This window comes from Candidatus Nitrososphaera evergladensis SR1 (assembly GCF_000730285.1).
GTDB classification, from domain to species: Archaea; Thermoproteota; Nitrososphaeria; order Nitrososphaerales; family Nitrososphaeraceae; genus Nitrososphaera; species Nitrososphaera evergladensis.
The window spans coordinates 1130966-1146100 of the sequence record NZ_CP007174.1 but is presented as its reverse complement, the minus strand read 5'-3'; the positions used below and the strand labels follow the sequence as shown (position 1 = coordinate 1146100).

The following is a 15135-nucleotide window of genomic DNA, read 5'->3' as shown; positions in this document are numbered from 1 at the left end:
CAGCAATCTGTTTCATACACCTTTTCACGTTGTATTCTATCGCTGTCTCGTATCTTAGGGCATAGTCCACTGACTCGCAATTTACTATTCATACATTTTCAAGTGCAGCGGTTACGGTTCCTAAGGATAGAAAACGCTCCTAGTTCCTCAATTAATTACGAGGGATTTTTGTAATGTTCTTTGTTGATGACCTTCATCGTCTTCAACCTCTTCATCGCCAAATTCAAATTGCGAACTTCCTGTAATTACGAGCTCAAGTGCGCGATTAAGGAAGTAGTTGATGTTTACGCCCGCTCGATTGCATCTATTTAGTACCTCCGAGTGGACTTCGTCGGGTATTCTAGCAGTTATTGTTTTTGTCACATGTTTACGCCTGTTTACAGCTGTAAACAACTGTCTACACGGTAATAAACACGGATTATGATGTCATCTCTTCTTGAGATGCAACTAACTCTCGATGCAGCTCAGCCTCCAGCCTTTCTAGGACTCCCAAGATAACTTGGACTGTCCACTTATCCGCATTTCCAATGTGAGTCAGATGAAACAATTTTCCTTTCAGTTCTTCTATCTTCTTGGAAAGAACCTTAGGTCTCTTATTTCTGCGAAATATTACTTTGAGAATCCATAGACGGTACTCGATGCTCGCTAGCTCCCTCATTGCCAAGGACAGTTGATATGCCTTATCGACTGTGCTTATTGCAGAGATATTCTTTTCCATTTGGGCATATTGTCTATCCATCTCCTCAAGTCGTTCCTGAATTTCGTTGAATAATGCACGCTCATTGTCCAGAATGCCCGGTTCCAGAGTATACCACACTTTCCCGCTGTCTTCCTTATCAGGTAAACGAGTCACGAGACCTGCTTCCACGAGGAGGCGCAGCCTCTCTCTAAAAGGCCGTTCAGACATTATTGGATTGGGGCCGGCAGTCATCACTCTTTTGAATTCATTAGATCCAAGCTTTCCCCTCTTTTCAAGGCTCGCCAACATCCTTCTACAATAATAATCATTTAGTTCCATCACTCAGTACGCTACTTTGTGTACCCTAGGGTACTTTGCGTACCGCTATAAACATTAGGGTTTGGAGACGTATGTTGTGAATTACGTAAGAAATAACGTGAAAGGAAGTACAAAAGAAAAAGTCGGTGGCGAACAAATAACCATCGACTTTGGAAATAGAAAAATCTGCAACCAGAATTTTTCAAAGTTGGTTGCATTGCCAAAAGGTGCTCTTGCAAACTGCGGAAAAAACGCGAGATACGTAAACGTCAAACTGGTGCAGATGGGCACAGAGCAGTTCCTCAAGCTGACGCCAGTACAGGAGGGCGAATAAAAAAATGGAAGAAACGGTATCCAATATTTCTTCCACCACCCCCGACAAAAGCCTTTCGGCTACTCCAGAAACACGGAAAAGGAAATTCATCCGCCTAGGGAGATTCGACAGCATGGACAAAGACAGTCCCAATGTACTCGAAGTCAAGCCTCAAACCAGGCAGATCTACGCCACGGAGTATAGCCAGTGCACTGATGTCTCATACAAAGACAATGGCATATGGATTGACGCCATCCTGCCATTAAGGTCAAACGGCTCTGCCAATGTTAGCCTGATCAATCAATGGTCGAGGGGATTGGACAGTGGCCGGATAAAGATTGGCAAGACTGTCAAGATACTAACATGGTTAGACAAAAGCAGAAACGACAGGATGATACGAAGATTCAGGCTGGTCTATTGACCGGCCGCTCCCAATCTTTCCAATACTTTCTTTTTCAGAGGTAGAAAAGAAAAAAATGACAACACTGGCGGAGCAAAGGAAAAAGATACAAGCACAACTTGATGCCTTAGAAATATTTCGAAATACATCAACTGTGAGGAAATTGAGGAATGAACTGAAAGAGGAATTGTCACGCGTTGAGACAAGAATAAGCGCAGTATCGCAGCGGAGTCAAAAACGCAAAGAGCAAGAGAGTAAAGAAAGTCGTCTGCAAAAAAGACAAGAGGCAAATGCGGAGCGTTCACAATGGATGAAGGGAGTTCATCGCTACGTTCGCCTTATCCATAGCAATATTCGCGGTACTCCTCATGAGCTCCCATATGGCGAAGTATTCAAGTTATTCTTTGAGCGCAGGCGTGGAAGAAAAGGGGAGATTCCGGATGTCATTTGGCAAAATCCTTCGCCATGACACCACCATCATTACTCTCATCGTTGTCTATACCAATGACAGATTACAAAGATTTGTCCAAGATCGATACGACAGTGGCACAGCACAGAAAGGCAACGGATGCGGGAATAAGGCCGGTCTATGGATTAGACACAGAGACGTATCAGGGAGACATATTTTTAATTGCAGACTCGGACGGCAGATACCTAGACAAAGACGTATCCGCAGACACTGTACTAGATTTTCTCTTTCACAAAAAGTACCAGAATGCTGTCAACGTATTCTATAACCTAAAGTTTGATGCCATTGTCATTTTAAAGCTGCTTGGCAAAGAGCTTGAAAGATACCTCCACACAAGAGAGCTTGCTTTTCAGCACGGAGACTTTCGCATAAAATACATCCCAAAAAAATGCTTGACCATAACCAAAGGACACAAATCAGTATCGTTTTATGACATTGCTCAGTTTTTCAAAACTAGCCTGCAGCAAGCCTACGAGAGAAACATAGGACCGATGCCTGAGCACTTTAAAGGACTAAAGTCTGCAAGAGGCGAATTTTCTGCAAGATTTCGCCGGCGCCACATCCGCCTTCTGCGTGAGTACTGCATCAATGATTGCATTATGACAAAAGCACTTGGAGAAAAGTGGCTTGAGCTCTACTACCAAGCCGCTGGCTTCTATCCAAAAAGACTCCTGTCATCGGCATATCTTGCATCTAGGGCAATGATATTCCGCGGAATAGCATTTCCTAGGTTTGCCGAGGTGCCATTACATACTCAAGTATTGGCTTACAGAGCATTTGTAGGCGGGAGGTTTGAACAGACAAAAAGAGGCGTTATCGGCGAAGCAAGAAATTATGACATCAACTCGGCGTATCCTGACAAGATTGCCAAGCTGCATGACTTGACAGACGGCCAATGGATGCAAGGAAATGCCATTGAAAGTGGCGCGACGATGGGCTTTTTCAAGGTGGTTGCGAATGTTCCTGATTGGAAGTATCTCGGCCCTTTTCCGTTTAAGGCCAATGCAAATCTCGTTTATCCAACGGGCAAGTTTGTCACTTATGTGAGCATAGAGGAATTGAAAGCTTGTGAAAGAAAAGAGTGGTATGAGATATTAGACTCGTGGCAGTTTGTTCCAAACGATCCTAACTATCACCCGTACGATGAATTCGTCCGCGAATACTATGCCAAAAAGACAGAGCTAAAGGAAAGAAATGATCCTCTTCATATCCCATTCAAGGAAATGCTAAACTCGATTTATGGCAAGACGGCAGAAACTATGCAATTAGAGAAAAAGAGAGTAATGGGAACCTTCTTCAATCCTGTTATTGCTTCGCACATTACAGGCAGCACACGAGCTCAGATTTACCGATACATAAGAAACAATGGAATCGAAAAGGACGTGGCATTCATAGCGACTGACGGGATATCCGTCACCAGAGACCTAGGCAAAGGTTCCAAGGCGCTAGGTAAATTTGCACTAAAAGACTATGCTCAAGATGTCTTTTGCATTCAAAACGGGATAAACAGATGGAATGGAAACTGGAAAGAGCGTGGCATAGGCTCAGAGAAAGGAAAGACTCTGGATAACTATGACATTTACCAGTCTGGAGAAGGTGTGTACATGAAGCTCAAGGTCGAGCGGGTCACTAACCTACGTTCTGCAATAAGACAGGGCAAGATAGCGCAGATAGGTGTCTTTAAAGAAGAAATCAGAAAGGTCGATTTTGATGGAGACCGCAAAAGGTTCTGGCTTGGAAAAATAAACTCTCTGAACGAGGACCAATTCAATGAATCTTCGCCCCTTTCTCTAAGTGTCTTTACGAGGGAGCAGATTTGATAAACATGGTCTTTGTATTGCGTAAATAGTTTAGACGCCCCCTGAGAGCTGGACGATGAAATAAAGTAGGCGGTTTCATTCTGCTTTCTAAAAATCAATGTATTTAAATTCATTGACTTCTGAGAACATCTCTTCTGCTGTGAAAGAGCTAGTCCTTCTAGGTATGATATTTATCGATTTTAGCCTATCTCGCTTATCAAATCGAATCTGTTTATTTTGCTTTTCAATTAGCTCCCTAATATCTTTGTCAAATCTCTTAAAATAATCTGCAGAATGCAAAATTACTCCCTCTGTTTTGGTATTTTCATCAACCGTTACACTGCCGATTTTTAGCCTTCCTAAGTAGGTGCCTCTAAGGTCTGCACCTCTAAGGTCCGCATCAGTAAGATCAACCTTATCAAGATGTGCGCCTAGAAGAACTGCATTCTTGAGATTACACCCTGACAGATTACTCTCGATTATAATGCTTGTTGAAAGATTTGAGTAGGATAAGTCTGTATTCGGACCTGAAAAAGTACACCAAACTATCTTACAATTTTGAAGATTACTTTTGAAAAGATTGACCTCCGTTAACCTAACGCGAACTATATCCGAACTCCTAAGGTCACATTGTGAGAGATTGGTGCCTTTTAACTCAATATTGCTTATGACCGTAGCTCTTATCTTTACGCCATTCAGAGTTGCATCTTGTAAGTTGACCACTCCATTATTCTCTGCAGCCTTTACCTTTCCATCCTCAATCACTAAAAGCGATCCAAAGTTAACTGAATCAAGAATAGCGTTTGATAGTTTGGCTCCTCTAAGATTTGCGTAGCTAAGATTTGCCCCCGTTAGATTAGCATCAGTCATATTACCTTTCTCGCAATCACTATGGTCCAATGACGTCCCAACCATTGTCGCTCCGAAGAAGCGAGTGCTTCTAAGGTTGGAATGGCTAAAGTTACAACCTGTTAAATGTGCACCGTAGAATATAGCGTTCTCAAAATTGCTTTTAGAAAAATTGGCATTTTCAAAATTAATCCTTGATAGTTTTGCATCCTTGAATTCTTTGATGTTGTTTGGCATCTGATGAGATGTAAACTTCACCAAACGCTCAAGCTCTTCTTTCTCTGGCAAATTGCAAAGTCTGTTTAAGATATAGGCCGCTATCCATCTATGAAGCCACAGTGATTCGTAATCCTTCATAGACTTGCCAACATATGAACCTCCATCTGTGACAGACCACAACTCGCTTTGTATCGCACCTTTTTCCCCAATTACTAAATCCCTATCTTCAAAGCATTTGGAAGCCATAATATTCAAAGAGTCCAATACGTTGCAAAACGAAGAATATGTAATTATGTTAGGGGGAGTTCCGTGACTAAGGGATTTTAGGAACATATCTGCAATCTCTCCCATCTGGTCTCGAACGGAGTCGTTCCTCAATAATTCAACTAATCCTTCGAGATAACTAAGAGTCTCTTTGCTTGGCATGTCAACATACAATCGTTCGTAATGTCCTTCAAGAATGCTTTCGATATAGTATTCTGCCACCAGGTATTCCTTGAAGCTTTCATGTATGAAATCGACCATCTTATACAAGCCATCTGTTCTTAAGGTGAAATATGATGTAAGAATTGGTTCAATATCCTGTGACCAATTAACCAAACCAAACTTTGCGAGATCTTGTTTCAAACCGACCTCCGTTAACTCTCCCTTTGTCATCTGTTTCAACGCTGCTATCTTGCGAAGTATTTTCTTCTCCTGTACATACAACGCGTGGAAACCATCTATTGATCTCTTGGCTTCCTCGCGATATTTTCCCCGTAGAAGAGAATGGATGAATTCCTGATAGATTAGGGCACGACGGGTGTTGGCAGTCAATGTTTTATTCATTCTTATTTCTGTAGATGTGCGGGAAGAGATTACAGCCATCATCCAACAGAAGAGAGGCTTCGCTTTCTCCTCATCTCTTAATCCAAAATCACTCAGGTCTCCATATGACAGGGAAACACCATACCTATCAAAAAATGAGTCTACTTCTTCTTTTGAAAACGGTAATAATCTTACAAATTTATCTACCTCTAATAACCGCGGGTAGCCAGCGTTCATCCTAGTGGTAATTATGACTTTCATCAGTGGATAGGACTGGTGCATAGAATCTAAGCGGAGCAACAAGTCCTCAATATCTTCGCCATATTCATCTAAACCGTCAAGAATAAGCAGGATGTGGGTCTTGTTAGAGAATTGTCTTGGTGCGACGATAGTAGAAATAACATAGTCAAGATTCTCTTTATAGTAAACATTCCTTAATTTATCTTTGAAAAAAGCTAATACTGGTATGAAGCCTTCCTTTTTCTTGAGGAATGCGGTCGCTAGCTTAGATGCCGCCATACGCATCATTGAAGTTTTTCCAATGCCGAACTCCGCACCGACAAGCAAATACCAGTCACCACTTTCAAGAAACTTATCGATGCGCCAATTATTACCACCATCTTCAACTGAACTCTCTTCCTCCCATTTACGGACATCTTGCACAACCGCCCTATTCTGCAAATAGTAATCTTTCAATGGTTTCTTATCTAGTTCATGGGTGTAATCCCTGAATCCCTCCACAAAGCGAAGATATTCCAGTAATCGCTTCCGATAACTTACAGTATCAAAAACTGCCTTATGGTCTGTTTGTATTATCCCGTATGGAATTTCTTGTCTAAGGCTTTCTAGAGTAAGCGTACCCGCACTCGCCGAATATTTGGCTGCAGTTTGAACAAGATGATTGAAGAGTAAGATCGATTCTTGGGGAGTGCCATCTTTCACTATTTGTCTTAGGTAATTGATCGACCATGTTCGATCTTTTCCTTCTGGTTTAACATCATAGTATAGAACCACTAGATTCTTCAAGAAGTCAAATAATTCGCTATCGTCAATGACATCGAGACCAGACGCTTTCTTTAGACCCTCTTCAAAGATCTTAACAAATCTTTTCTTTCCTTGTGAATCAAAAGCCTTTACCTTCTGAAAGAATTCTTGGCTATCACCAGAATCTCGCGCCCAGTTGAGGAGCTGCTGCAAATGAGAATCTATATTTTTTTGGTAGATTCCAAGCCCGATACCATACCATTCTTTTTTTGGATCGAAAGTATCTTTCTTAAAAGTACTCCAACAAGACTTGAGAACCTTGATGAATGTCTTATCGCCAGGTGAAAATTCAAGATTGTTCTTTATCTGGAGAACTAACTTCATTGATGGTTCCCTAGTATAGATGGCAAGGTCATCAAGAGAATCACCCGTCCAAGCTGTCTGAAATTGCACTTTTTCTATTGTTCCCTCTTTCAGTCCGTAGGGCATATCACCAAGCAGCAGTTCAACTAAATACACACTGGCAACTAGATGTTCGAAAGTTCCTCCCCAATTAGAGGTAGATAGAGGGCTAGCGATACGCGCTACTTCTTCAGCCAATTATGTTTCGACTAGTATGCCTTAAAATAAGGATTACCTTTTAACGAAGCTTATGTGTATGACAGAAGACACGACTTAGAGAGGAAAAGAGCGAGGTTCTATCAGAACTTACTTTCAATGCTCTAACCCTGTCAATTCAGGAAATATTTAGAAAGTAAAATAAGACATGTGAAATTATATCACAATGAACTTTTTTACACAGCTAAAGACCTGTCATTGATGAAAAGCACCTCAGCAAGACTGATCGTAAGAGGCTGAATGAGATGAGGTACTGGAGTGGCATTGTCAAGAAAACAGACGTTCCGTTTGTCATCATGCCTGCCAGTAATCATAACGCAAGCTTTGGACCAGGATTCGCCAGTGATATTAGAAACATGCTTAAAGTGGAAGAAATCCTCTGGAACAATAAGACCGAAACAAAATTACCGATCTAGCTGTAATTCGCTTCAACAGAGTTGCATTCTTCATATAAGATACTTCCTTTGGATGGATTCAAGCCTTGTCCCATTTGCCATAGATCGCGTTTTCAATCTTAGCACAATCACTCTCAACCTCGCTAATAAGACTTGATAGATTTTCTGCGTACAGAGGATAAAGGTCCAAAGAGCTCTTTTCGCCAATGGGAGTAGGATAGCGACCAATATCTTCATGAGGGTAGGTTTTCGTGATTGATGTGTAAAAGTCGTACGGATACACTAGCAAGTAGATCATCTTCCTTTCCAGCCAGACATCTGCTGTTTTGTAATAGCCGCCCTTTTTCAATCCGGCTTCCATGTATTCCATGAAGGCAATCATACATCGATTAGACTCCTCTGCACTAAATTCCGGTAACTTCCCCTCGATTAATTGAATCAGGGATTTGCTAAAATGACTACTCTCGGATGTGTACCTTTGCGCAGTGATTCTCTTATATTCAGTAGGAATCCTAGCTAGGTCATGTATGATCGCATTTTCAAAATTCTTTTTGAATCCGAGACCAACGGGTCCAAGGCTCTCCTTCAAGAGTTCTTTTTTGATTCTAAATCGCGACTCGTATGATTGGTCAACCGGTTGTTGTAGAGAATATTTCCAGAGTTGAGTTTTGGTCATTAGTCTATCTTCTTCGTTGACCTTCTGATTAGGTTGGAGTGCTTCTAGCAGATCATTCAGCTTCTTCTTGGCGTCCTGTAATATAACATCAGAAACAATCGGGGTAGTCCTGTGTTTATCCAAGAAAGCTTTTACCTTCTTGTCGATGATGTAGAATAATTTGGTCATGTCTGCATGGCTTATGTCCCTAGCTTTTTCAATTGCTTTGTGTTTCAAGAGGTAGGCTTTCAGATACTTCTCCAGTCCTTGCTGACAGGAATAGGCAGCGAATCCGTAATCTGCTTCCAGATGTAAGAGGCGCGCTCTATACATGTCCTTCTTTGCTTGGGTGAGAAAATCGTACCACAGCATACAGATACAGTGCATGAAGAAATCTTATAGTTAAACGTACCTTGCTTTCAGTCACGGCTCGATACTCGACTATCGCGCCTATCGGCCAGAAAACTACCTTTCAAACCTTTAGTCCTTATCAACCTTCACTAACACAGGCGAATTGTGGGGCGTTTTTCACCGCTCTGTCTATATCCCGGATACATCATGGAGGCCAACTGATTTTGAACTACTTTCTAATTCCACGACTAGTTAGCCACGCAATAATCCGCAAGTTGTTGGACGTTGATTTTTGTAATGGTAATTTCCTGGCACAGGGATAAGCCATCTCTTCTCTTTAATCCATGTCTGAATCTGTATGGCCTCTCGCTCTGTAACTTGCGCTCCAAGAGTTCCAAGAATCGTCTGATGAGAGCATCGTCAAGAATTATTCTACTCTCTCTTGTCCAAGCGTACTCGTCTTTTCTAATGGCTCTCCCATGCTGTGGCGCTTCTACAGCTAATTTGTAAACTGCATACTCGACCAGCCATCTAAAAGGCTCAATCAGGTCATAGATAAGAGCTTGAAATGAAGTGTCTGCTTTGTGAAAAAAGCCATAGTAAGGGTCAAGCCCGCAGCCATGCACGAACTTGGCAATCTCTGCAGCAAGAACAGAATAGCCATAGTTCAAAAGGGCATTAATAACGTCTGACGCGTATCTGTTGCCTGTCTTTATTCCTCCTCCATTTCTTGAATCAAAACCAAACTTAGAATCAAACAAGCCAGTGTAATAGCGGAAGTAAAGTTGTCCGGCGCCGGCTTCAATTCTCAGCAGGTCGCGCTTGTCCCTTTGCTTTTCGATTCTTGATTTGTACTTCTTCAGTCCATTGATGCAGTCTGTCAGTTCTGACTTCTGAAGTGACTGCAGAAAATCAATCTGACTCTGGAGTTTTGCGGTAAGATTCTTCTTTTGCAGGTACAGTACCTTGCCAGGACTTCGAAAAGTGTCGTACTGCCCCATCCTGTACCGTGTAGCCGTTTCACTGACCATTACTCGTGTCATGTTCGTAATCAAGTTTCCATAAGAATCAAGCAAGATGACATTCACGTTGTGCTGTGTCAAAAGCTGAATAGCATCGGTAGAAACGTAACCTCTGCCAGCCAAGACAATTTTCTCGTAAGGGATTTGGCTGACAAACCACTCTTCAATGTCTTGCTTGCCAGTAAATGCATCCCTACCTCCCTTCAAGCATACCTTCTTGTCCTTGAGTGAAATAGATGCTCCATAGCCTTTGAGCATCTTGATGTTGTAATGGTTCTTTCTGCCCTTGAGCGTCAATACTTTCGTTATGACGTGCGTTATGACTGAGCTTTAAGCACTTTCCAACAAATCATAACGTAAGACAATACCTAGTCAAGCGGCACAAATTCCCTCGTAAAAAGGGGGGAGAGTGTTTTTACTCTTTGTCGCTGAACTCGTTTGGATCCGACGATCAATCACTCTTTTTCCCTATCTCCTGATGACGAATAGATTTGAAAGAATTTAGAACCTACAAAAACAAGAGCTTGGCGCCACACGCAGGGCGCTTTTTTTAAAAAAGCAGAAAAGCTTAGCAGATGCGTATGGACTTGGCCAGCATCAGGGCGCGCTGCGAGTCGTCTTCCATCATCTCGTTGTTCTTGTATTTGTTGCTAAAGTAGATGAGGTCTATCATCTTGCAGCGGTCCATCGTGACTACGGCGTTCCCGTTCGTGCCGGCGGTGGTGTTGGCGTTTGTCAGTATGACAAGCTTGTCCACAAAGCCCGTAGTTTTCAGCGTGTTTGATATCTGCTCAAAGCTCTTGGCATGGTCGCGGTTTATCACGACTGTTATTGCCACCTTTGTGCCGTACGGGTCGGAGAACATGACGTCGACTCCGCTCCCGTTGCTCTTTTGCGGCTTTGCCACAGCGCCTACTTCGTGCGCATAGTTCACTAGGTTGCGCACGGCGTCCTTTACTCCTGATTCAAGCACGGAAACATCGTTTGTGCTCCTGCGGATCTTGATGAAATCGGAAATCGGCACGTCCATGACGCTCCCGCGTATGCGCAGGCCGGGGTAGACGTTCTTTATCGTCTCGTCGATTGCCTGCTCGTCTATTATCGATGCCTCGCGCTTGCCGGCGTTTTCCGTGGCGTGGTACATGATGTTCAGCATCGAGCGCACGTTGCGGAAGTCCGGAAACTCGTCATAGATCACCTTGACCTTTGCAGCAAGGTCGCGCTCTTCGTCTTCGGTAAAGCACTTGCTTGCGTCGTGGAAGCGTATGTACTCCATGATGATGTCAAGGATCTCTTCGTACGTGTTCGAGCCTGCAAGGTCGACCTTGTAGTTGGCTTTCTCCAGCCTGTCAAACACGGACGCGTTTGCCTTGCTGATGTCGTCGTACGATGACGGCGTGAATATCAGCATGAGAGCTGCCGCCGGCACGTGCGCGTTTATCACCGCCTTGACAAACTCTGTCGTCTCCCTGTCGGCGTCAAACTCGTCCAGCTGGAACACAGTCACGCGCCCAAGGAAACGCAGGTTCAGCGACGCAAGGGCGGCAAGGCTTGCGATAATGTCTTCAAGGGTAGAGACGTTTGCCGCGTCCGCCCTGAACTTGCCCTCCACCACCAATTTCAGTATCGCGACTTCGATGGGCGAAAACTCTTTTCCAAGTGTCGCTGAAAGCGCGGAATAGTTGGGTACAAGCTCGTTGCTTAGCAGCAACTCCGCCTTGTCCGACAGGCGCCTGCCGGTGATAGAGTCCATGAACCCATAGTTGAATATCTTGCGCGCAGTCGACGACTGCTCGGCCTTGGCAAGCAGGTATTTCACCACTGCCCTGCGCATATGTGTAATGTATTCGTCTGTGAAACCACCAAGCATCGCAGAGTAGAGGCTGTGCATGTTGCGCGGAGATATCTGCGTCAGGTCGACGTACGATATCACCGTGCTGTCCTCGACTTCCTTTAGCCCCTTTATGTGGAGCGCAAGGTGCGTCTTGCCAGAGCCTACGTCCTGGATTATCGTGAGCAGGCGAAAGTCCTTGTCGGTGGCCTTGCCTTCGACGACCTTGCCATGCAGGTCTGAAAAGCATGAAAGGACCGCCGCCTTGGCCTCCTTGTGGCGCTTGCCTCCAAGGATCTTGGCGTCAATCAAAGTAGGAGTCGGGCTGCTTGGATACGGGTTTTTGTCCAGCCGGTAAGGATACATGTCCCGCTAGATGCACCTCACAAAGCCGTGCAAGAGGCCCCGCACCATCACGCCTTCTCCCCCGCCGGTCGAAAGCTCGTACTTGTCCTGGTACTGGCCGGTAAGCTCGCTCACTAGGCGGTAGAAATCGTCACCGGTAATTCCGCACCTGCCGCAAACGTCGCTTCGCACCTTGGCAAGTTCTACCCAGCCAATCGAAGACGCCGAGCTTGCAAGCGCGCTGTCAAACTCTTTTTTGAAATCGCTGACGCTTATGCTCCTTGCAGGCGCGGCGGATGCTGGCACACTCCTATCATTAGCCCTTTCAGACACAAGCCTCGCCAGGTTGGATATGTTGTTTGCAAGCGCCTCCACCGCGCGGGAAACCTCGCGGTTTGATGCGCTCACGGTTTCTTCAAGGGACTTTATCATGTCGTACGTCAACCGGAACCTTGGGTCAGTGTTGAGAAGGCTCTGGACGTAATGGTCCTTGTGGAAGCAATAGTACGCGCTTGAACGCTTGTCCACGAAGACCTGCCCCTTGCTTACGAGGCTTTCCAGTGCGGCGTCGATCTCGCCAAACTCCTTGCGAAGATCGGCCTTTTTGGCACCGGCCGACCCCGCAGAAAGGATCTTTTTCTCCAGTCTTTCCTCTGCGGTCATGAGGTAGAAATTCAAAATTGTTATTTAAATCCGAAAGCGACAATTCGCTGCATTCTGGGTAAATAAAATTACACAAGTGACGAATAACGGTTAATATTTCGCTCTATCTGCATTTGAGGTGGGATGATGATCACTATTGCTGTATCATATGATGAAAGTACTAGGGTATCTGACCATTTTAACGGACAAGTACTCCGGCGCTCCGAATTTAAGTATGGAAAGTACTGGAGTGTCTAACCTTAATTAGTGGCAAATGCCGTCGGACTATCTTTAAGGTTGGCGGTGCCCACCTTTGCAAGCACGACGAGAATAAGGCACAAAATTTAAAGCTCGGCGCCTTAAAGCCTCGCTGAGCAAAACTCCCAAATGACCAAGAACTTTGGCTCGCATCGCCTAAGTCCATCTGAGTTACTTTTCAAGTCGGGCAGTGGGGCTTGCTCATTAGAATTGTTATATTAACGAGTTGTCATCTTGCTGTTTTGTTTTTTTAGAGAAATGGAAGAACAAAAAGGGGCGAATGAAGGCAACGAATAGTGCCCAAAATATATTGTGCCTTCATCCCTAGTGTTGTTTCAGCAACACATACACTACTTAGTCATCTTTGTTCTGTCCAGGCGGCTCCTTTCCTGCGGGGTTTTGGTTGCTCTCATCCTGACCTTGGCCTTGGCAATTCTCTTGCTGACCGGGCGCTTCATGTCCTCCCCTGTTCTCACAATGGGAAGTTATTTCTGCGGATGCACCTTGAAGAAAGGTCGGTGCAGCTGCAAGGACCAATGCCGCCATGATTGCTGTCACGGCTGCAATGGCACCCCACTTTTTGTTCTCACTTGGTTTTGCCTCTTCCCTGTCACGTGCAATCTTATCCGTCATTGCACAAGTCTCCTCAAGGCAAATGATTATAAAGATTTGGTCATTTATGAAGATAATTGGAAAGCAGTAAAATGATTTATCAAAACATAATAATAAATACTATTAGTTAATGAAATCTAATACTTTGCCCGCTAGACCAATCGCCTAGCATATATTCAGAACTCACTTATTGCATAAAATATGGGTTGAATAATCAATTCATCCTGTACAAGAATTATTTTGATTATTGTTTTTTACTTTAGATTTTCGCAGCAGATCCAATTTATTAAGCAATATATGCATATTTCTGCATGATTAGAAGAAAGATTTTCTTTGAATCCGTGGCACAGAAGTACAACCGTGCACTGGTTCCAGCATTCATCATTACGATAGTAATGGTGTCAATAGCATTTTTCGCATTTTCAAACCAAAGCGCTATTCAGGAGCAACTTACTACCTTTGCCAGCGCTGATGTAGTACAAGAGGCGGAAGCAAGAAGTATAGCCTCAGAAGGCGATACTGCTTCATCCATAACTTGTGTCAAGGGTGGTTTACCCAATAGAACATTAACCCCCGACGAGGTATGCGGGGAGCCGGGACCTGACGTGCGACCAACTTTAGGGCTTGGTTAAGAAATCCGCAAAAGAACCGAAAAAGTCATCCTGTGAGATAACTAACGCATGTACCTCCTTCGCTTTTATTTTTCCAGCGACGAACATCTACTGTCGCTGCTCATCACGATGATGCCAACCTGCGAGCCTCAATTCAGCCACAAACATGAAACCCACAGCGGGTCAGCACAAGATGCAATCACGCAGCGACAGTAAGAATATCGCCAACGCTGAACTATAAATCAATTATTTGGTCTTGGATGTAACCCAAACTCAGAGGGAAAACAAAAAGGAGCGAGGTGCGATGGACGATGCAATACTACGCCCACCATACCTCGTTTTGTTGGTTTTGCTAGGATGGCACTCTAGTCGTCGTCATCGTCATTTTGTCCCGGTGGAGCGTGTCCAGCAGGATTCTGGTTCTCGGTATTCTGCGTCAGACCCTCACCCTCGCATGAAGGCTGCTGACCACCTGGTTCATGGCCTCCCCTGTTCTCACAAGAGGTATCCTCTTCGGTTATCTTGGCTGACGCACTTTGAAGAAATGATGGCGCAGCCGCAAGGACCAATGCCGCCATGATTGCGGTCACGGCTGCAATAGATCCCCACTTTTTGTTCTCGCGTACTTTCGGTTTTACGTTACGTGCATTACTTGACATTGCACAAGTTCTCTCGGATTAAATTCTTTTAAATATTGCTTCAAGTTATAGGATAACTACAATACAGTCAAATAACTTGATGAAAAATAATAAGAAATAATGATAGATCATGAAAGATGATATTATATTAATTAACGAGACATCTTGGTAAAATATTAGAAATCGTTTACTTGACAAAATGCTAGAGCATATGAAGCGGTGCATCCAAGCCTAAAAAGAAAAAAAACACCATCATCAGATGTGGGTATCTGACCAAATAATATCAGCCACAGTAGAAAGTATTTGTGCGGCGGCAATTA

General features: G+C 44.0%; 13 protein-coding genes. 5 read left to right on the top strand and 8 right to left on the bottom strand.

Going from position 1 to position 15135, the window contains the following annotated elements; all coding sequences use genetic code 11:
- Window positions 1-418: 418 nt before the first annotated feature.
- Entirely contained in the window at window positions 419-1021 is a 603-nt protein-coding gene (locus NTE_RS06060; RefSeq protein WP_226987202.1) for a hypothetical protein, read from the bottom strand.
- A 73-nt stretch (window positions 1022-1094) separates the two neighbouring features.
- Between NTE_RS06060 and NTE_RS06055 the strand changes: the two genes are divergently transcribed.
- Genes NTE_RS06055 through NTE_RS06040 form a run of 4 tightly spaced genes read left to right on the top strand, consistent with a single transcriptional unit; the run spans window position 1095 to window position 3999 of the window.
- The gene (locus tag NTE_RS06055) at window positions 1095-1331 is read left to right on the top strand and encodes a hypothetical protein (protein WP_226987201.1); all 237 of its coding nucleotides are present in this window, start codon (window positions 1095-1097) and stop codon (window positions 1329-1331) included.
- Window positions 1332-1335: 4 nt separating this feature from the next.
- A complete protein-coding gene (locus tag NTE_RS06050) occupies window positions 1336-1731 on the top strand; it encodes a hypothetical protein (protein WP_148700207.1) in 396 nt (131 codons plus the stop codon).
- A gap of 55 nt (window positions 1732-1786) precedes the next feature.
- Window positions 1787-2179, top strand: coding sequence for a hypothetical protein (locus tag NTE_RS06045; RefSeq protein ID WP_148700206.1), 393 nt, complete (start codon window positions 1787-1789; stop codon window positions 2177-2179).
- On the top strand, window positions 2158-3999 hold the full coding sequence (locus tag NTE_RS06040; protein WP_148700205.1) for a DNA polymerase: 1842 nt from the start codon (window positions 2158-2160) through the stop codon (window positions 3997-3999). The genes NTE_RS06045 and NTE_RS06040 overlap by 22 nt, the downstream gene beginning before the upstream one ends.
- An 87-nt stretch (window positions 4000-4086) precedes the next feature.
- On the opposite strand, the gene NTE_RS06035 is transcribed toward NTE_RS06040, so the two are convergent.
- From NTE_RS06035 to NTE_RS06010, 6 genes are all read right to left on the bottom strand, one after another.
- Entirely contained in the window at window positions 4087-7437 is a 3351-nt protein-coding gene (locus NTE_RS06035) for a pentapeptide repeat-containing protein (protein WP_148700204.1), read from the bottom strand.
- A gap of 492 nt (window positions 7438-7929) precedes the next feature.
- Entirely contained in the window at window positions 7930-8877 is a 948-nt protein-coding gene (locus NTE_RS06030; RefSeq protein WP_158385173.1) for a HEPN domain-containing protein, read from the bottom strand.
- A 227-nt stretch (window positions 8878-9104) separates the two neighbouring features.
- On the bottom strand, window positions 9105-10175 hold the full coding sequence (cas1, locus tag NTE_RS06025; protein WP_148700202.1) for a CRISPR-associated endonuclease Cas1: 1071 nt from the start codon (window positions 10173-10175) through the stop codon (window positions 9105-9107).
- Between the two features lie 271 nt (window positions 10176-10446).
- A complete protein-coding gene (locus NTE_RS06020) occupies window positions 10447-12075 on the bottom strand; it encodes a hypothetical protein (protein WP_148700201.1) in 1629 nt (542 codons plus the stop codon).
- A gap of 6 nt (window positions 12076-12081) precedes the next feature.
- Window positions 12082-12717, bottom strand: coding sequence for a hypothetical protein (locus NTE_RS06015; RefSeq protein WP_148700200.1), 636 nt, complete (start codon window positions 12715-12717; stop codon window positions 12082-12084).
- Between the two features lie 591 nt (window positions 12718-13308).
- Window positions 13309-13587: a hypothetical protein gene (locus NTE_RS06010; RefSeq protein ID WP_148700199.1), complete on the bottom strand. Its 279-nt coding sequence runs from the start codon at window positions 13585-13587 to the stop codon at window positions 13309-13311.
- Between the two features lie 290 nt (window positions 13588-13877).
- On the opposite strand from NTE_RS06010, the gene NTE_RS06005 reads away from it, so the two are divergent.
- Window positions 13878-14198, top strand: a complete 321-nt coding sequence (locus tag NTE_RS06005; RefSeq protein ID WP_148700198.1) for a hypothetical protein — start codon at window positions 13878-13880, stop codon at window positions 14196-14198.
- Window positions 14199-14542: 344 nt separating this feature from the next.
- Here NTE_RS06005 and NTE_RS06000 read toward each other — a convergent pair whose 3' ends face one another.
- Window positions 14543-14836 carry a hypothetical protein gene (locus tag NTE_RS06000; protein WP_148700197.1) on the bottom strand — a complete coding sequence of 98 codons (294 nt, stop codon included), beginning with the start codon at window positions 14834-14836 and terminating at the stop codon, window positions 14543-14545.
- Between the last annotated feature and the right edge of the window lie 299 nt (window positions 14837-15135).